The 18,763-nt window shown below is 48.8% G+C and carries 13 protein-coding genes; 9 read left to right on the top strand and 4 right to left on the bottom strand.

Annotated features, from left to right (window positions below; translation table 11 throughout):
- The first annotated feature begins 30 nt into the window (after positions 1 to 30).
- The 3 genes from gntH to ACSAZK_RS05605 all read left to right on the top strand — a co-directional run bounded on the left by gntH (position 31) and on the right by ACSAZK_RS05605 (position 2,872).
- A complete protein-coding gene (gene gntH, locus ACSAZK_RS05615; protein WP_440956401.1) occupies positions 31 to 1,308 on the top strand; it encodes a guanitoxin biosynthesis MBL fold metallo-hydrolase GntH in 1,278 nt (425 codons plus the stop codon).
- A gap of 269 nt (positions 1,309 to 1,577) precedes the next feature.
- Positions 1,578 to 2,591 (top strand): CobW family GTP-binding protein, encoded by a 1,014-nt coding sequence (locus ACSAZK_RS05610; RefSeq protein WP_440956400.1) that lies wholly within the window; start codon positions 1,578 to 1,580, stop codon positions 2,589 to 2,591.
- Between the two features lie 98 nt (positions 2,592 to 2,689).
- Entirely contained in the window at positions 2,690 to 2,872 is a 183-nt protein-coding gene (locus tag ACSAZK_RS05605; RefSeq protein WP_440956399.1) for a hypothetical protein, read from the top strand.
- 29 nt (positions 2,873 to 2,901) lie between these two features.
- Here ACSAZK_RS05605 and larA (ACSAZK_RS05600) read toward each other — a convergent pair whose 3' ends face one another.
- Together larA (ACSAZK_RS05600) and larA (ACSAZK_RS05595) are read right to left on the bottom strand one after the other, a co-directional pair.
- Entirely contained in the window at positions 2,902 to 4,161 is a 1,260-nt protein-coding gene (gene larA / locus ACSAZK_RS05600; protein WP_440956398.1) for a nickel-dependent lactate racemase, read from the bottom strand.
- 194 nt (positions 4,162 to 4,355) lie between these two features.
- Positions 4,356 to 5,630: a nickel-dependent lactate racemase gene (larA, locus tag ACSAZK_RS05595; protein ID WP_440956397.1), complete on the bottom strand. Its 1,275-nt coding sequence runs from the start codon at positions 5,628 to 5,630 to the stop codon at positions 4,356 to 4,358.
- A 246-nt stretch (positions 5,631 to 5,876) separates the two neighbouring features.
- Here larA (ACSAZK_RS05595) and ACSAZK_RS05590 point away from each other — a divergent pair, with 246 nt between their 5' ends.
- Together ACSAZK_RS05590 and cooS are read left to right on the top strand one after the other, a co-directional pair.
- Positions 5,877 to 6,215 (top strand): cupin domain-containing protein, encoded by a 339-nt coding sequence (locus ACSAZK_RS05590; protein ID WP_440956396.1) that lies wholly within the window; start codon positions 5,877 to 5,879, stop codon positions 6,213 to 6,215.
- Between the two features lie 142 nt (positions 6,216 to 6,357).
- Entirely contained in the window at positions 6,358 to 8,259 is a 1,902-nt protein-coding gene (gene cooS, locus ACSAZK_RS05585; RefSeq protein WP_440956395.1) for an anaerobic carbon-monoxide dehydrogenase catalytic subunit, read from the top strand.
- 199 nt (positions 8,260 to 8,458) lie between these two features.
- Here cooS and ACSAZK_RS05580 read toward each other — a convergent pair whose 3' ends face one another.
- Positions 8,459 to 9,151, bottom strand: coding sequence for a metal-dependent hydrolase (locus ACSAZK_RS05580; protein WP_440956394.1), 693 nt, complete (start codon positions 9,149 to 9,151; stop codon positions 8,459 to 8,461).
- Positions 9,152 to 9,360: 209 nt separating this feature from the next.
- On the opposite strand from ACSAZK_RS05580, the gene ACSAZK_RS05575 reads away from it, so the two are divergent.
- The 4 genes from ACSAZK_RS05575 (at position 9,361) to ACSAZK_RS05560 (ending at position 17,856) form a co-directional block, all read left to right on the top strand.
- Positions 9,361 to 10,584 (top strand): DUF2117 family protein, encoded by a 1,224-nt coding sequence (locus ACSAZK_RS05575; RefSeq protein WP_440956393.1) that lies wholly within the window; start codon positions 9,361 to 9,363, stop codon positions 10,582 to 10,584.
- A 267-nt stretch (positions 10,585 to 10,851) separates the two neighbouring features.
- On the top strand, positions 10,852 to 11,892 hold the full coding sequence (locus ACSAZK_RS05570) for a Fic family protein (RefSeq protein WP_440956392.1): 1,041 nt from the start codon (positions 10,852 to 10,854) through the stop codon (positions 11,890 to 11,892).
- A gap of 1,242 nt (positions 11,893 to 13,134) precedes the next feature.
- A complete protein-coding gene (locus ACSAZK_RS05565; RefSeq protein WP_440956391.1) occupies positions 13,135 to 15,888 on the top strand; it encodes an ATPase, T2SS/T4P/T4SS family in 2,754 nt (917 codons plus the stop codon).
- 30 nt (positions 15,889 to 15,918) lie between these two features.
- Positions 15,919 to 17,856 carry a hypothetical protein gene (locus tag ACSAZK_RS05560; protein ID WP_440956390.1) on the top strand — a complete coding sequence of 646 codons (1,938 nt, stop codon included), beginning with the start codon at positions 15,919 to 15,921 and terminating at the stop codon, positions 17,854 to 17,856.
- Positions 17,857 to 17,975: 119 nt separating this feature from the next.
- Here the strand turns inward: ACSAZK_RS05560 and ACSAZK_RS05555 are convergent, their stop codons facing one another.
- Entirely contained in the window at positions 17,976 to 18,620 is a 645-nt protein-coding gene (locus ACSAZK_RS05555; protein WP_440957112.1) for a histidinol phosphate phosphatase domain-containing protein, read from the bottom strand.
- Between the last annotated feature and the right edge of the window lie 143 nt (positions 18,621 to 18,763).

Below are 18,763 nucleotides of genomic sequence, written 5' to 3'. Positions count from 1 at the left end.
GTCACATACTTAATAGTTGGGGGATAAAGAATGGAAATGCCAGTAAATCCATATGGAGGGACACCTGGGGGTGGGATCACACTTCCACCTTATTTCAGGCCAACCCCAAGTGTGGGGAACAGAAATAACTACTACCCGAATAGTGAAAAGCTTGGGCCGGATGAGATGAGGATTTCGTTTATCGGGAGTTGTCCATTTCCACCACGGCGTAATCAGGCAGGAACATGCATCATGGTTGAACTTGGAGATGGACAGAGATTTTTCTTTGACTTCGGTCCGGGGTGCGTGAAAAACATTCTTGGAATGGCAATCCCGGTTCAGGTTGTTAATGATATTTTCATTACACATTTGCATATTGACCATTACCATGACCTTTCCTACCTTCTGCCCTTCTCTGCCTGGGCCGGAAGATGGAAACCATTACGAGTTCACGGACCTTCGGGGCGCACTCCAGAACTTGGAACACGAGCTATGGTTGAAGGGATGAAAAAGATGCTTAAATGGCATCTTGAGGCTTTTGATGCATGTCCCATTGGCGATGGATATGAAGTAGAGGTCAATGAATTTGACTGGAAAGATGAAAACGGGATTTGTTACGACAAGAACGGGGTCACAATCCGTCACTGGAGGCGTTCCCATGCCAAAGATGGTGCCTCAGCATACCGTTTGGATTGGAACGGGCTTTCATTCGTCTGGACAGGAGACGGAAGAGCCGATGAACTGACAGCCAAATACTCCAAAAATGTTGATGTTTTTGTGACCGAATGCCAGACTGACATAGGAAATCTGGTATCACTCAAGTATGGAATTCCGGATTGGCTTTACAACTATACAATCGACATTCACCACACACCCCACTATGCTGCAGGTCACCTTATGAAAGAGGTCAACCCGCGAATCGGGATGGTTACACATATGGAGTACGATGAAAGTACGGTAAACGAAGTTATAGCCGGAATTCGTGCTCACTGGGACGGTCTGTTTGTGTTTGGAGCGCCTGATGTCATGGTCGTCAATGTCACAAAAGATGCAATATGGGCTCGAAAAGCCGTGATTCCGGAAGATACCGGGATGTCTCAACCTGATCCGGCAGAACTCTTCAAAGGAAAGATCCCTAAAGAACTCGAAATTCCCAAACCCAGGATACCGCGTGAAGACCAGCAGGAACAATACACGAGAGACCTGGAAATTGACCCCAAAATATGGTATCCTCCGGATGTTTTCAGAGAACCCTTTGTCAAGATACCGGAGGGTATGAAGGTGGACCTTGAGAAGATGACGGCAGCACGGAAAAAACCCAATCCGTAATTCCATCACGGAACAATTTCATTTTTTAGAAGCGTTTTCCGGCTATAGGCGGAAATAAAAGCGTTTCGGGGAAGATGAGAAACAGGGAAAAGTAAGAAAGAAAAAGAGAAAGAGAAAGAGTGGGGAAGAGAAGAATTAAGAAAGAGAAGAAGCGGGGAAATGTAAGAAAGAGAAAGAGAAAGAGTGGGGAAGAGAAGAATTAAGAAAGAGAAGAAGCGGGGAAATGTAAGAAAGAGAAAGAGAAGGGAAAAGAAGAAGCAGGGGAGAGTATGGAAATTGTCAGTAATGAGAATAAAACCGTTCCGATTACAATTCTGACCGGATTTCTTGGGGCAGGGAAAACAACACTTCTCAACCGTATCCTTAACGGGGATCACGGCCTTCAAGTTGCAGTTCTGGTGAATGACTTTGGCAGCATCAATGTTGATGCAGACCTTATTGTCGGAGTGCAATCCGATATCATCAGCCTCTCAAACGGTTGTATATGTTGCCAGATACGGGATGACCTAATTGAGTCGATAGTCAAGCTTCTTGAAAGGCCCGAGCCTGTCGAGTACATCCTGCTTGAAGCAAGCGGAATCGCAGAGCCAACAGGCATCTTTGTTACATTCAACGATCCTAAGTTTCGTGACAGTATTCGCCTCGATAGTGTCATCTGCGTAGTAGATGCCGAGCAGGTCTTTGCACATCCCGAATATCCCATGCTGTCCGAGCTCAAACTGCGGCAGATCGGATTCTCTGACATGGTTGTCCTGAACAAGGTTGATCTTGTAGACAGCACACAGGTAACCAGAATCAAAGAATGGATCGATGAACGCATGAACAGGGTTCGTATCGTGGAAGCAAAATATTGCGATGTACCTATGGAAATTCTTTTTGCCGTCGGACGTTTTGATCCAAAAAAATATGGACCTGGATGCATGGACCTTGAAAATGTGAGTCTCCATTGTCACGACCATTCTTTTGATGCAAACAATACATTCAGCACCTGGAGTTATGAGTCTGATGAACCCATTTCACTCATTGCACTTGAGAAAATGATCCGTAAAAGGCTTCCTGAAAACATCTACCGATGCAAAGGAATTGTTTATTCTACGGAAACTCCGGAAAAACGTGCAGTGCTTCAGGTCGTTGGCAGGAGGGCTGATGTGGAACTAATAGATGAATGGAACGGAAGAACCCCCCGTACACAGATCGTTGCTATCGGAAAAGCAGGAAGCATTGATGGAAAATTGCTTCAAGAAGAATTTGAATCCTGTATAATTAAAGAGCAAGAAGCGTAAAAATAAGAAACTCTATATTTTCATTTTTGGCAAGGAAATCCTGGTATCAATGAAGTAGTAAGAGTGATCAATCAGGTTCCATTCTTATCTACGATCAGGTGACAATTCAAGAAAGAAGGGAAAAAGAAGAAAGAAAAGGAAAAGAAGAAAGAAGGGAAAAAGAAGAAAGAAAAGGAAAAGAAGAAAGAAAAGGAAAAGAAGAAAGAAAAGGAAAAGAAAAAGAAAAAGAAAAAGAAAAAAATTATAGAACTTATAAAGATTCTTTTTCCGATTATTTTTAATTCATTTCTCCTTTCCGGTTTTTCCTTTTTCACTCCTCTTTTCTCACCGGGAGGGTCTGCCCGCCGTGGGGCATCAGGTGGATTTTTGCGTCAGGATTTTTGGAAAGGACTTCTTCAAGGGCTTCCCGGACACTTCCCATCGGGGTGAAAAAGGCATCCCTGGTATCTTCCTCCCGGAGCTTTGAGACCAGGTAAAGTTTGAACTTTTTTGCGGCTTTAGCCACAATGGCGCTCTTGTGCCCACCGAACTCGAAACAACGTTTGAAACGTTCGACTGCCTCGTTCGGGGTTTTGCATTCTTTGTTCCAGCACTCGTAGATCTGGTTCCCGATACCTTCGGAGCACTCGGCGACCAGGATGATGGAGCCACCGTCTTTTACGGCCTGGGTGGCGTTGTCAAGGGACTTGTTGGCCTGGTAGAGGTTGATGTCTTTGGGATAACCTCCGCAGGAGACGATGACGGCGTCTGCGGGCTCGACCTGGACCTTATACATGGTGTCCACGGCTTCGACTCCTTTGCGGTGGGCTTCGATAAAGTCCCCTGCAACGGCAGCAACGATTCCTTTCTTGCTGTCGAGCACCACGTTCAGGATGAAGTCGAGTCCCGCGATTTTTACGGCTTCTTCCATGTCCTGCCTGACAGGGCTGTCAATTCTTCCGGAAACCGCCTTTTCTTCGATCATCAGTTTGTGGTTTGTAAGCACGGAGGCTTCCGAACTCACACCGGGGAGAACGGATTTGGCCCCACCGCTGTACCCCGCATAATAGTGGAACTCAATACCACCGGTCCCGACGACCACATCGGAATCAAGCACTTCTTCAAAAACCTCTACAGGCGTCCCGCGGCTCGTAACCCCTACACGCCTGCACCTGCTCGTATCGTGCTGGATGCAGCGGATTTTCCCGTAAATTTCGTCCCCGACCAGTTTTCGGGATTCCTCTTCGGTCTGCCGCCTGTGCAGGCCAAGGGCGAATATGATTGTAATGTTTTCGGCTTTTGCTCCTCCGAGATAAAGCTCTTCGAGGAGGGGGGGCAGCAGCTTTGCAGTGGGGGTCGGGCGGGTAACGTCGCTTACAATAACCGCAACCTTTGATTCCGGGTTTACAATCTCGGAAAGGCGCCTGCTCTTTATGGGGTTTTCAAGCGCTTTTTTGATTAAAAAAGCTCCCTCTTCCCGTTTTTCTGGTTCCGAGGGCATTATGATGCTGGAGAGGTTCTTTTCCGGAACCTCCAGCTCAAGTTTCTCGCTGCCGAAAGCGAGTTTAATCTTTTTTACATTTGTCTTCATGTTCATGTCCGGAAGGAATATCCTGATAATATAAAATGATATAGGTAAACATACGCTGGAGATCAGCAATACCTATGAAATCTTATGCAGTAACCAATGATTTGGAAAGTTAACAATACTTGTCCGGTTAACAATAAGTATGCGGTAAACTGATACTCAGAATTCTTTCCGGACTGCAAAATTTCTTTCCTGCTTCAGGTTTCCTTTCTGACCGGAAGCGTCCTCCCCCCGTCGGGCATCACATGAATTCTGGCTTCCGGATTTTCAGCGAGAATTATTTCCAGGGCTTCCTGCACGGTTCCGACCGGGGTAAAGAAAGTGTTCCTGCACTCTTCTTCGGAAAGTTTCGAGACCATATAAAGCCTGAACTCTTTTGCCGCCTTTCCGACAATTGCACTCTTATGCCCTCCGAACTCGAAATTTTCCCTGAACCTCTCAACAGCCTCATCCGGGCTTTTACACTCCCTGCTCCAGCACTCGTAAACCTTATTCCCGAGCCCCTCCGGGCATTCGGCTGCAAGCACTATTGAGCCTCCCGTTTTTACTGCAGCTACGGCGTTTTCCAGGGCTTTTGTCGCCTGGTAGAGATTTATGTCCTTGGGAAAGCCGCCGCAGGAGGCAATGACAGCGTCAGCAGGTTCCACCGGCACCTTGTACATGGTATCCACATACTCTGCACCTTTCCTGTGGGCTTTGATGAAGTCCCCTGAAACCGCAGCTACGATTCTTTTCTTGCTGTCGATTACCGTGTTCAGGATAAAGCCAAGACCCGCTATTTTTGCGGCTTCCTCGATGTTCTGCCTTGCCGGGCTGTTAACCCTTCCGGAGAGAGGGTCGCCTTCAAAGAGTTTGCTGTAAAAACTGTGGAACGAAAGCACGGCCCTTTCCGAACTGACCCCTGGCAGGATGCACTTTCCTCCCCCACCGTAGCCGGCGTAGTAATGGAACTCGATGGTGCCGGTCCCGACAATAAGGTCTGCGTCCAGGACCTCTTCAAAAATTTCTACCGGGGTCCCGAAACTGGTTTCCCCTAGATGCCTGCAGCGTTCCCTGTCGTGCTGGATGCAGCGGAAGTTTTCGAAGATTTCATCCCCAATAAGCTTTCTGCACTCTTCTTCGGTCTGTTTCCGGTGCAGGCCCAGGGCAAAAACGATAGTTATATTATCATCCCTGACCCCTCCGAGCCGGAGTTCTTCAAGGAGAGGGGGGAGAAGCTTTGCAGAAGGAGTAGGTCTGGTTATATCACTTACGATGATTGCGATCCGGGACTCCGGATTTACAAGCTCTGAAAGACGACTGCTTCCTATTGGGTCCAGAAGGGCTTTTTTGACTATGTAACTTTCATCTTCCCTGGTTTCGGGTTCTGAGGGCAGGATGAGTTCAGAGAGGTTCTTTTCAGGAATTTTGAGTTCAATCACTCCGTTTCCGAAAGGAAGATCTATTTTTCTAATTTTAGTGCTCGGGTTCATGTCTGCAAAATATACCCGGACCTATAAATCGGTATTGAAATTATAACTCAATTCAGATTTCTGAAAAATTCCTGTCACGATCCCTATAAACAATTGTCTTTTGATTTAGTTTGTAATTGTCTTTTGATTTAGTTTGTAATTGAATGTTCGGTGTATTTATTAAACAATAAGGATATAATTCACCACGATAATTCACCACGATAATTCACCACGTAAATCCAAACGATTACTTTGGGGGGTAATATAATGGAAATACTCGACGTCAGGTCAGCACCGGAAAAACCTAATCCTCACAACGTTAGCGTGCGCAAACTCTACGATACCGAGCATGCGCAGGTAATGCATATCGAACTGAAGGCCGGGGAGAAAATGAAGAAACACATTACTCCGGTAGATGTTTTCTTCTACGTCCTCGAAGGCACAGGTTCGGTAGAGGTGGGAGATGAAAAAGCAGAGGTCAGCAGGGACATGCTAATAGAAAGTCCTGCAAAAATCCCTCACCGTCTCCTGAACGAAGGTGATTCCTTATTCAGGGTACTTGTGGTAAAAGTTCCCAGACAGACCGACGAAACAAAACTGCTGTGAAAAAACTGCTGTGAAAACGGTCTTTATTTAAAAAACCGGTATTTTCGGAAATAAGCTGAAAAGTATACTATAGGGGAGTGAAACGCTGACATCTGGATTGAAAACTGGATTTTCAAAAATACTGAAAAAGGGCGAGAAACAAATGGATAAGGAGAGAATTTCTTATCACGAATCCGTACAGAAAATGTACGAAAAAATTAAACAGGACAACATGACCAATGTCTGGGACCGCTACGAAGCCCAGGGCCTGGGGGGAGACCCGGATAAGCGGTGCATGTTCTGTATGGGAGGCGTCCGCTGTGACTTCTGTTCCAACGGCCCCTGCCGGGCGGATGCCGCCAAAGACAAAAGAGGGGTCTGCGGGATTACCGCCGACGGCATGGCAATGAGGATGATGTTGCTAAGGAACGTGATGGGGACATCCACCTACCAGTATCACACGGACCAGACCATCCGGACGCTCAGGGAAACCGCAAAGGGCAAAACCCCTTTCACTATAAAAGAGCCGGAGAAACTCAGGACGTTTGCGGGTAGGCTGGGGATCGAAACCCTGGGAAGTGATGCGGAAATTGCCCTTAAGCTCTGTGAATTCGTGGAGAAGGAATTTAACAAACCGGCATACGAACCCAGCCTGATAGTCGAGGCTCTTGCCCCTCCGGAAAGGAAGAAAAGGTGGGAAGAACTGGGGATATTCCCGGGAGGGATCTACGGGGAAATGATGCTTTCCACAAGCTCCTGCCTGACAAACGTTGACGGGTACTACGTAAGCCTGGCCCTGAAGGCCATGCGTCTGGGCGTTGCAATGGCGTACCAGAGCCAGATAGTAAACGAGTACTGTCAGGATATCCTCTTCGGGATCCCAAAACCCCACTCAATGCGGGTCGATCTCGGGGTGCTTGACCCTGATTATGTAAACGTACTCCCGAACGGCCACGAACCCTTCCTTGGTTTTGCCATGGTCCAGCTTGCCCGGAAGCCGGAGTGGCAGGACAGGGCAAAAGCCGCAGGGGCAAAGGGGCTGAGGGTTATTGCCAGCATAGAAACAGGCCAGGAAATGATCCAGAGGTGGGAGGAAGATGATGTGTTCTATGGCTTTACGGGTAACTGGATTTCCCAGGAAGCCGTGTTTGCGAGCGGAGCTGTGGACCTTTTTGCCGCGGACATGAACTGTTCCCTGCCCGTTGCCCCCCTCTACGCTGAAAAATACGGGTTCAAACTCATGCCGGTAAGCGAACTCGTGGCTTTCGAAGGCATCACTGATCGCCTGAACTATAACCCTGTAGAGGCTGGAAGGCAGGCTTCAAAGCTCCTGGAAATGGCGATCGAAAACTTCAAGGAACGGAAAAAATCCATCGAAGGGGTAAAACAACTTCCGATGAAAGAAGCCGTAGTCGGCTTTTCAACCGAGAGCATCCTGGACGCCCTGGGAGGCAGCCTCGACCCCCTCCTTGACGCCATAAAAAGCGGCGCTATTAAAGGAGTGGTGGGCATGGTCTCCTGCACGACCCTGCGGGACTACGGGCAGGACACGCACAGTGTTGCCGTGGTAAAAGAGCTGATCAAGCGAAACATCCTGGTCCTCTCCCTGGGCTGCGGGAACGGAGCTATGCAGGTAGCTGGCCTCTGCTCTCCCGAAGCCCGGAAGTTTGCCGGGGACAGCCTGAAAGCGGTCTGTGAAGCTCTGGGCGTCCCGCCCGTGCTCAGTTACGGGACCTGCACCGACACCGGGAGGCTTGCCGACCTTCTCGGAGCCATCTCCGCAGTCCTGGGGGCTCCTGTTCCGGACCTTCCGGTTGCCGCAGCAGCCCCTGAATATATGGAACAGAAAGCCACAATCGATGCCATCTTTGCCCTGGCACTCGGGCTCTACACCTACGTAAACCCCGTCCCGACTGTCACCGGAGGCCCGAACCTTGTCAAACTCCTGACCGAAGACTGTCGGGAAGTGACAGGTGGGGTCCTTAGAGTTGAACAAGACGCCGGAAAGGCAGCCGACGGGATAGAACAGCACATCATGGAAAAGAGACAGAAACTCGGGATCTGAAACCCCCCGGATTCTGCATTTTTTCCGATTTTATTCAATTTTTGCCCATTTTCATTTTTATTTTACTCGATTTTGGGTAATTTTCATTTTTATTCGGTCTGATTCGATCCGATTTTTATATTATTTGAGTTTATTCGATCAGATTCGATCTGATTTTCATTTTTATTTGAGTCTATTTGTACCTTATTTTATTCATGCATCAAAGTTCCAGGGTTTCCCCCGGCTTCATGATGATGACCTTCGTGTCACCCTTTTCTTCAACTGCTTTCTTGAACTCTTCAGGGTCCTGTTCGATCACATCGAAGGTGCTGTAGTGCATCGGGATCACAATTTTCGGCTTTATCAGCTCCACGGCTTTCACGGCTTCCTTTATGCCCATGGTAAACTTGCTCCCGATAGGCAGGAAAGCTATCTCGGGCTCATAAAGTTCCCCGATAAGCCGCATGTCCCCGAAGACTCCGGTATCTCCTGCGTGGTAGATCGAATGTCCGCCAATCCCGATCACGAAACCGGCAGGGCATCCCCCGTCGAAACTGAAACCTGAGGCGTCAATAGAAGAAGAATGAAGGGCTTCAGTCATGGTGAAGGTGACACCGTCAACATCAAAAGTCCCGCCTTTGTTCATGCCTTCCGCAAAGACCCCTTTTGACTTGATGTAGTTTGCAACCTCGTGGATGGAAACGATCCGGCAGCCAGCTCTCTCCCCGATCTCGATGGTATCTCCCAGGTGGTCGGCGTGCCCGTGGGTAACGGCAATGATATCAGGGTTCAGTTCCTCCGGCCCACAGGGAGCTTTCGGGTTTCCGGTGATAAAAGGGTCAATCAGTACTTTTTTCTCAGCCTCAAACAAAAAAGCGGAATGTCCAAGCCACGTCATTTTTACTTTTTCCATACAGGTCACCTTTTTAATCAGAATATTAAATCAGAATATTAAATCAGAATATTAAATCAGAATATTAAATCAGAATTTATCAGCGCCAATAATCGTTATTTAATCGCCATCAATCAGAAATAACTTACTCATAATTTCAAGACAATCTACAATATTCTACGTAGAAGGGACATATTAATATGTTTCTTTTCGAAATTAAACGAACGGAAATGAAGATCGGCGCAGTTATCCACGGCCCCGAAGTTATCGATTCGGGGCAGGCAGAAAAAGTCCTTGAAAAGCTCTCCTGCCTGGGGGAAGTAGAAGCAAAACTCGGCGGCACCATGGGAAAGACCGCGGTCCTTGATGCCGGGCTTGAAGGGCGAATTGACATCAGGAACCACCAAAAACCAAGTGCCTGCATAGAATCCTTTTTTGAAAACTCCGACCTTGTGTGTCTTATAAACCAGGGAAAAACTCCTGAAACGGGAAAGACCTTCGGGAAAATTGTGTTCTCCCACCTCCGGGAACCCGATAAAAAGCCCCTTTTCCAGATCGAATACTCGGGAACTTCAGAAACCGACTGTCAGAAAAGCGGCTGTCAGAAAACCGACTGCCAGGGAGGCAGCTGCGGGAAGTTGATCCCCCTAAACAAAAAAGCAAACGTTTACGCTGAAAAACTCTCGGTAAACCTGGGCATCCCAGCCGAGACCATACATCTTTCCCGGCAGCAAATAGATTCCATCCGCACCGAAAAATGCCCTGAAACCGGCAAAACACAGGTTTTCCGGAAGCTTTCCGGGGCCTTTCCGGGAGAAAACATCCTTGTAAACGGGATCGTGATCGGAAAAGCTAATTCTTCGGAAGTGAAGATAGTTTCAGAAAACGGCTTTATTGCCGCCATAGAAGGCGGAACGATAAAAGAACACGGCCTTGAAAAACTCCACAGTTACGAGAAAAAAGAGCCGATTGACCTCGAAAACGCCTGGATTAAGAGCGGAAGCGTTAGGCGGAGTGCACCTTCCCTCCGGAAGTCTTCGAAACCGATACCATGCCCCTTAGACCTGAAGCCGATACCCCTGAACGGAGCAGGAAAAGTCGTGCTAATCGACCACGCCGCCGAACACTCATTCGAACTGGCGGACGGAGCGCAGCTTGCAGTAACCGTGGGCGACGACACAACAGCCATTGCCGGGGACATCCTCTACAGGCTCGGAATCCCGATCCTGGGGATAACGGACGGGGACTGCGACGACCTTGCCGACCGGACCGAGATCTTTCCGGGTTCGCTCATTCTCAGGCTGGCTGCCGGAAATGACGACATCGTGGGAAGAAAGCTGAGGCAGGAACTCTTTAAAGGGGAAATCACAGCTGTTTTTGAGGACGTACCCGCCCTTAAAGAAGAGGTTTTGAGGCTGGCAGAGTCAGAGATCGAAGCTATTTTTGAATACTAACATAGCCGAGTTCCTTGAAATGGAATTCACGGTATTTCACTCCGGAAGGGGGCTTTTGTGCGGGGTTTTATAACTATTTATATACATTATTCGATAAGCCATGTGATATTGTATTTTAGTAAAATATACTATTTTATCAAAGTATATTTTTGTAAAATATACCTGTCCTGAAAAGGTTGAATTATTTCCGCTGCTTGAGAAATTCCCGGTAAGTTAATAACAAAAGGAGTAACTCTTTTAATAAGGGATAGAAAGTTGGAGAAGTGGATGTTTCAGCCTAATTTCAAGTATACAAACAAAATCGTTCGCCTGCTTGCAAGGGTCCAGGCTGCCAGGGAAGTTATCATAAACAGCCCTCTAATTCCGGCGTGGGAAAAAAAGCTCCAGCGAGATGCCCTGATAAAACAGACCCACCACACGACAAGTATCGAGGGAAACCCCCTGACTCTTGAGGAAGTGGGCCTCATTATCGAGGGAAAAGAGATTCTTGCCCACGAAAAGGACAAAATGGAAGTCAGGAATTACGTGGACGTGCTGAAATATATCGATTCCCTGCCTGAAAACGGACCGCTAACCGAAGAGTTTCTCCTGGAAATCCACAGGCTTACGGCAAAAAATATCCTTCCTGATGAGTCTGCCGGCAACTACCGGAAAGTGCGGGTCGTTGTCGGAGACCCTAAAACCGGGAAAGTCACCTACACCCCTCCGGGACCTGCTGAAGTTCCTTCCCTGACAAAAGCCCTTGTCGAGTGGCTTAACAGCGAAGATGCCTTTGACCTCATGCCCGCCGTGCAGGCAGGAATCGCTCACCACGAGCTTGCCAGGATCCACCCCTTCGTCGACGGAAACGGAAGAACTGCAAGAGCTCTTGCCACCTTGGTCCTGACAAAGAGAGGCTTTGATACCAAGCGTTTTTTCGCCCTTGAGGAACACTACAACAAAGACCGCCCCGATTATTACTCCGCCCTTTCAAGTGCGGACACCGGAGACAGGGATTTAACCGAATGGCTCGAATATTTCCTTTTCGGCATTGCCGTGGAAATTTCAAGGGTAGAAAAAACGGTCCTGAAGCTGAGCAGTGACCGTTCCATGAAAGAGAAATTCGGACAGGTCGGCTTGAGCAGCCGGCAGATAAAAGCTATAGGACATCTCAAAGAAAAAGGTCAGTTAACGAATAAAGAATACCAGGAAATTTGCGAGGTTAGTGCTTCCACGGCAAAACGTGATCTTCAGGACCTGGTAGATAAAAAAGTGATCAAACAGATAGGGGAAAAGGGACAAAGTATCCACTACGTGCTTAATTTTTGAACTTGAAGCCTATTCAATTCTTTTTATGGCCATTCGTCACCCATTCGCAGCTTGTTTTAATTTGGAAATTTGAATTCATAAGCTATTCATAAGCTATTCACAAGTTATTCAAGAGCCATTCACATTGAGGTTCATATAAATATAAATTACGTAATTTATTAATAATAGAATGTTTATTTGACCCATTCATGACCCATTCATGACCCATTCATGACCCATTCATGACCCATTCATGACCCATTCATGACCCATTCATGACCCATTCATGACCCATTCATGACCCATTCATGGCCTATTAGTGGTCTTCTTTTGCATCAATTTACTGAAGGCTGCACTTTGTGCAGAGGCAAAACAGCATGAAATACCATCCTGGCCGCCAGGAATTCGAAAAATAGAGATTAATGACCCTGGACACCTTCTTACTTCATATCAGAATCCGTGGCCTTCAATGATTCAGGGTCCCGACAGCAGTCCCCGGTCACGAAGTGACTGGCCTTTCCCACCCGAATTTCGCTCCGGGAGCACGGTGTCCTTTTCGCTCACTTCGTTCGCTCAAGAGGACCATTTCCAGGCGGATTTTCATAACATCTTTTCTATAATTTTACGGCTACCCCTTGAAAAATACCGCAAGTTCTACCTGATGTATAAGCAAATTCCGCAGACACTGTATGCGGAATTTGGGGGACGGAAACAATTTTCCGCCTAACCTCCTCAAAGAAACAAAAGCTGTTCTGGATTCTTAAGCCTACACTCACTGCTCCGGACTCCATGAGGATGAAATCAGTCAGCAATCCGCTGACCAATTGTGGGTCCCATATCAATCCCTTCGAATTTCACGGGATTAGAATGAGGGCAGGTTTGAACAGCTTTACCCTATACCCCTAAACGGTTGATAGAAAGGACCGGAACTGCAGGGATCATTTCTAAAGCCGGACGCTATGGCGGCACAAATCAGTTGCCGGTCAGCCATGAGAACTGGATTTGTTAATACATAATCAACCATTGATAATAAAAGGCTCTTCGTCATTCTCTATGGATTAGGTGATTTTCACTTCAAGCCCATGTTGGTTTTTGTGGTGGTTTCCCACACAAGATAACGAAAAGCCTAATAAAATAATAACTCATGAATAATTAATCGCCCATTTTCACCATTATTAGAAAGAATTTAATACATTTGAAGAGTATCTTTGTAAGAATTTTGATCGTAAAAATTTTGGGGAAATGGGGGATTGAATTCTGGACTTGATAGCAAAAATTGTGGATACGGTTAGTTGTCTCAATTTGGAGCAGTTGCGCGGGCAGGGCAAAGAGGAAGAGGAACTCTGCCCCTACAAGAACAGGCACACTAAAAACCGGAAAACGATTGTGATCAACTGCAAAGAGTGCGATTCCGAGTCCTCTCTTAATGATCCGGACTGCCGCAGGAAAATCTTCGGTATCCTGAGAAAGGAAGTGCATGCCGACTGCCTGGTGCTTTCCAGGCTCTATGAACGGGATTATGAGGGAAAAGCCCTGGAGTCTCTCTATGCCCTTTCAGGTTTTTGGGAAAGCGTCATCGGATACGGGGGTATGAAAATGGTTCCGGGACCATGCACCCGGCCTGAGAAAAGCGAATGCCTGGGGGAGCGCAAAGCCTTCATGGAAATTCTGGTCGAAAATGCGGAATATGACCCAATGAAAGCCCGCCTGGCCCTGAGCATGTTCATTCAGGTAAAGGGGCTAAAGAAAGTTCCCGGAGATTCCCCCGAATGCGCGAGCTGTTCGGAACGGTTCTACCAGCTACTTTATGAAATGCTGGAGAAAGCCCCGGTTCTCCCGAATATGCCGGTAAAAATTCCTGCCCTGCAAAATCATGATTTTTCCGTTCCTGCCGGGGAAACCGGGTGGAGCGCCGAAAATCTGCTTGCGGATACATCAGGGGAACTGGCACCTGGAGAGATGCAGCATAATCCTGCACAGACCCCTGCACAAATCCTGAAATCCTTATTGCAGCAGGGAGAAAATGGGAGAGAGGGAAGAGAAGGAAGGGAAGGAAGGGGAGGAAGAGAAGGTGAATCCATAGCCAAAAATGAAGGCACAAACCCTGACGTAAGCACTACTGACGTTTTCTTTGAATACGAAAGCCGGATCAAGCCCCATGTAAGGCCTCCGTTTTCCAGCTCCCGGATCTACACCGAAACTCCCCGGAACACCGAGTTTCTGGAGTGCTACGACATAAGCAGCAGGGACGAAAGAGACGAAAGGGTGCTTGAGGTTTCCATCTACCGCTACACGGACAGGCCCGAGAAACTTTACATGATCAGGCCTCCTGAGTACAACCTGCGCCCTGAGGAACTCCGGCTGCTCGAAAAGGTCAGGAAAAGGATGATCCGGCACCGGCCCGGGGACCTTGCTTTTACAGACCCTGCGGGGGCAAGGAAATACTTCAGGAGCATGGCACGGGAGTTCCTGCTCGAAGAGCTGCTCTCCGGGGAAAAGTCCGTCTCTCCTGAAGAGCTGGAAAGTTATTCCGACCTGCTTGCCCGCTACACAAACGGGCTCGGGATCGTAGAAGACCTCCTCTCGGACCCCCGGGTTACGGACGTATACATCAACGCCCCTGCGGACCTGAACGCCGTGCATGTTGTCCTGGATGGGGAGGAGTGCGTTAGCAACGTCTTTCTCTCTCAGGACGACCTGGATGCCCTGGTCTCAAGGTTCAGGACTATCAGCGGGAGGCCGTTTGGGGAAGCGGTTCCAGTGCTGGAACTGAACCTGGAGGACTTCGGGGTGAGGGTCTCGGTGATAGGAGACCCCCTGAGTGCAAACGGGCTTGCCTATGCTTTCCGCAAACACGCCCGGGACCCCTGGACTCTCCCGAAACTGGTCAATACGGGTTCGATCTCCTCCTTTTCAGCCGGGCTTTTAAGTTTCCTCATGGACGGGCAGGCTTCCGTGCTGATTGCAGGGGAGGTTGGGGCAGGAAAGACCTCGCTCCTCTCGGCCATGCTCCTTGAAATCCCCCAGAAGTACCGGGTCCTCACAATCGAGGACACCCACGAGCTCCCTATTGAAAAACTCCAGGGCCTGGGCTGGAAGGTGCAGGGGATGAGTTCGCACTCTTCCGTGCTGAAGTCCGGGGCGGAAATAAGCCCCGAAACTGCACTTCGGGCAGCCCTGCGCCTTGGAAGTTCGTCTCTGGTTATCGGGGAAGTCAGGGGACCTGAAGTGAAGGTGCTCTACGAAGCCATGCAGGTGGGACAGGCCGGGAACTCTGTGATTGGGACAATCCACGGCTCTTCCGCGGAAAATGTATACGAAAGAATTGTCCACACCCTGGGGGTCCCTCCAGCCTCATTCAAAGCCACGGACGCCGTAATTATCTGCTCTACAATAAGGCCCGGGGGGAGCATGCAAAAGCTAAAGCGGGTAAGCCAAATTGCTGAAATCACCGGTTCCCCCATCGAAAACCCGGAACCTGGAGAACTTTTCACGAACATCATGACTTACGATGCGGCCCGGGACAGCCTGTTCCCCGGGGAAGTGCTTGAACAGGGACAGTCCGAATTAATTGGAAAAATTGCCCTGAAGTGGGGGATTTCCATAGACCAGGCCCTGAAAAACATCGAAATCAGGACCCGGATAAAAGAAAAGATCGCAGAAGAAGGCAAAAGAAGGCCTGGATTGCTGGAAGCCGAAGCCGTGAGCGAAGCAAACAATATTTTCTGGCTGCTCATGGACTCCATGAAAAACAGGGAGAAAACCGGGTTTAAACCGGGATTCGAGCCGGAAACCGGAACGGGGCCCGGTAATGAAGCAGGAATTGAAACGTGCAGCAAATCAGAAATTGAAACCGGGACCAAAGCAGGAATTGAATCCGAACTAAATTTTACACCCTGCTTTGAAGCAGGCTTTGAAACAGACTTTGGAACAGACTTTGAAGTCGATTTCGAAGAACTTTACAGCCGCTGGGAAAAATGGTTCGAAAACTTTGCCAGAGCATATCCGGGGGCTTGAATTTTCAGAGAAATAGGGGGGACCTGGGAAGTGGGAGAAAGTAACTGGTATGTAAAGGCATGTAAGGGCACGGCCAGGAAATGGGGGGATGCTGTTCCCGACCCGGACGCTTTCAGCCGGAAATGCGAGCAGAGCGTGAGCCGGGAGTACAGGGACGCCCTCCGCTTCACGGGTTTTGACCTGGAAGCTTTCGAGACCGTGTTTTTTTCTTATTTCGGGACCCTGGCGGTATTCCTGATCCTCTTCGGGCTTGACCTTTTCCTGCTCCTGACGAAGAGTTTCGATCTCCGGACCCTTTCCCTAATGGGATTACTGACCGTTTTTGTACCCTTCTGCGTACTTTACTACCTGAGCGAATACGTGAAGATCCATGCAAAGCTCATGAAGATCGCCTCCCTTGGAGACATCCCCGAAGTCCTGAGCTACATCATCATGTCCATGAAACTGGTCCCAAATGTTGAGCATGCCGTACTCTTTGCAGCCCGCAATTCGGAAAGGCCCCTTGCAAAGGACCTGAAAAAGCTGATCTGGGACCTGAACCTGAGGACCTACAGCGGAATGGACGAAGCCCTGCTTTCCTTTGCAGACCTCTGGGGCAGGAATAGCGAGTACTTCAAACGCTCTTTGCACCTGATCAAAAGTTCCACAGCCGAACCCGACGAAGCCCAGCGGGTTATCACCTTAAACCGCGCCCTGGACATCAGCCTGGAAGGCACGGAAAGCTTGATGGAAGCTTTTGCTGCAAAACTGAAGACTCCAAGTTACGTCCTCTACTCCATTTTCATCCTGGTCCCCCTCGCCCTGGTCGCACTCCTGCCAGCGGTAACGGTCGTTGGGGTCAGGCTGGAGCTAACCGACCTTGTCCTTCTTTACGATGTTATTTTCCCGGCTCTTGCAGCCCTTTACTCCGAATTCATCCTCATGCAAAGGCCTCTTGCCTTCATACCACTCCGGATCCCGGACTCCCACCCCGACCTTTCGGATATCAGGCAGAAAAAGCAGATAGCTCTCGTACTTGCAATTTTAGCCTCTGGCCTGATAATCCCTTCAGGCTACTTCCTGCTCAAGGCCGGAAACCCGGGAGGACTCGTTTCCACAACTCCCCTGGAAGGGCTCCTGCCTCCTACCCTCCCCCTGGTTGTGGGCGGGACAGTGGGAATTTCGGTTTACCTCTACCTTTCTTCCGCACCTTACAAGAAAATAAGGGACCGGATAAAGGACATGGAAAGGGAATTTTCGGACTCCCTCTTCGTGCTCGGAAGAAGGATTTCGGAAGGAAAAGCCCCCGAAGAAGCCTTTGCCCACACCGCAAAGGCTATGGAAGGCTCCAGAATCGGGGATGCCTTCGAACAGATTGCAGTAAACCTCCTCAGCATGCGGACAACCCTTAAAGCCGCGATCTTTGACGAGGAGTTCGGGGCTTTCCGGAATGTCTACTCGGAACGGATAAAAAATACCATGCTTCTCTTTACGGAAAGCGCCCACAAGAACCATGAAGCCGCAGGGGCAGCCGTGATCAAGCTTGCAGACCACCTGAAAGAACTCGCCGGAGTGGAAGAAAGAATCCGCCGTTCCCTTTACGACGTAACCTCAACCATGCGCTCCACGGCAGCCATCTTTGCCCCCCTGATAGCAGGAATTACCCTTGCCCTTTCCGAAGTGATCACAAAAATCCTGAACCAGGTCGCAACCAGGGTGAGCAGGGTCCCGGCAGACCTTTCCTCCATGCCTGTAAAAGTCAGCCCCGATACCTTTGTCCAGTCCATCCCTCCTGACCAGTTCCTGCTCGCAATAGGAATCTACGTTGCCCTGATAACCGCCGTCCTTACCCGCTTCGCAGGTGCAGTGGAATACGGGGGAGACCGGACGCAGTTAAAGTACGACCTCGCCTGCATGCTCCCTCTTTCAATTCTTGTGTTTGCGGTCTCGACAGTGGCATCAAGGGTGATTTTCCGGGGACTTGTGTGAACATTCGAGAAAAGGATCGAGAAAAGGATCGAGAGAAAAATTAGGAAAAAATTGGGGAAAATTCAGAAAAAGCAATCAAGAATAAGGAATTAAAACTATCTGGAGCCCTGGAAAAGGACTCAGATAGGACATGCAATCGATCTTGAGGATTTTAATACTTTTTTTGCCTGGGCTTCGGTAAGTCCGGCTCCCATTGCAACCTGCATGGCTGTTTCGTCGGTTATGAGGTCTTCCGGGGCATGGGCGTCCGTATTAACCACCAGGACGGCATCGACTTCAAGAGCCAGCCGGGCGACATGGCCATTAGTCCTGTTGTGCCCGTTTCGGGCTGTTAGTTCGAGGGAAACATCATTTCCGGCTGCGTTTTCGACGTCTTCCAGGGAGATCAGGCCGGGGTGCGCCAGGACGTCAACATACTGGCAGGCTGCGGCAGCCGCGTTTGTCCCGGGGGCGACAGGTTCGGTGGTGGTTTCCCCGTGTACAACTACAATCTCGGCTCCGAGCTCTTTTGCTTTCTTTGCCATGGGGCCGATTTTCCGGGGCGGCACATGTGTCAGCTCAACACCTGACATGACCTTGATATCCCATTCGTCCTCCAGGTACTTTGCTTTCTGGGAGGCTTCAATGAGCTGTTCGAGATTTGTATAATCAGCATGGTCTGTAATCGCAATGGCCGTATAGCCTTTCATCACGGCCCTGCGGACCAGTTCGCTGGGGATCAGTTCCCCGTCACTGAAAATCGAGTGCGTGTGCAGGTCAATCAAAAGAATCACCATTTTTCGGGAATTTCGTTATCTACCGTTGAATCTCTACTTTTAATTTTGTTTTCTAAATTTCATTTTGTTTTCTATATTTCATTTTATTTTCTATATTTCATTTTATTTTTTTGTTTTATATCTATTTTCTA

Origin of the sequence: Methanosarcina sediminis, assembly GCF_052056915.1 — an archaeon.
Lineage (GTDB): Archaea > Halobacteriota > Methanosarcinia > Methanosarcinales > Methanosarcinaceae > MTP4.
This window is presented reverse-complemented; position numbering and strand designations above follow the sequence as displayed.

Bases quoted from the DNA above. Each gene is read 5' to 3' on its own strand.
- ACSAZK_RS05610 (WP_440956400.1), top strand. From the start codon at position 1,578: ATGGAAATTGTCAGTAATGAGAATAAAACCGTTCCGATTACAATTCTG.
- ACSAZK_RS05575 (WP_440956393.1), top strand. From the start codon at position 9,361: ATGAAGATCGGCGCAGTTATCCACGGCCCCGAAGTTATCGATTCGGGG.
- larA (WP_440956398.1), bottom strand. From the start codon at position 4,161: ATGAAGACAAATGTAAAAAAGATTAAACTCGCTTTCGGCAGCGAGAAA.
- ACSAZK_RS05570 (WP_440956392.1), top strand. From the start codon at position 10,852: ATGTTTCAGCCTAATTTCAAGTATACAAACAAAATCGTTCGCCTGCTT.
- cooS (WP_440956395.1), top strand. From the start codon at position 6,358: ATGGATAAGGAGAGAATTTCTTATCACGAATCCGTACAGAAAATGTAC.
- ACSAZK_RS05580 (WP_440956394.1), bottom strand. From the start codon at position 9,151: ATGGAAAAAGTAAAAATGACGTGGCTTGGACATTCCGCTTTTTTGTTT.
- larA (WP_440956397.1), bottom strand. From the start codon at position 5,630: ATGAACCCGAGCACTAAAATTAGAAAAATAGATCTTCCTTTCGGAAAC.
- gntH (WP_440956401.1), top strand. From the start codon at position 31: ATGGAAATGCCAGTAAATCCATATGGAGGGACACCTGGGGGTGGGATC.
- ACSAZK_RS05590 (WP_440956396.1), top strand. From the start codon at position 5,877: ATGGAAATACTCGACGTCAGGTCAGCACCGGAAAAACCTAATCCTCAC.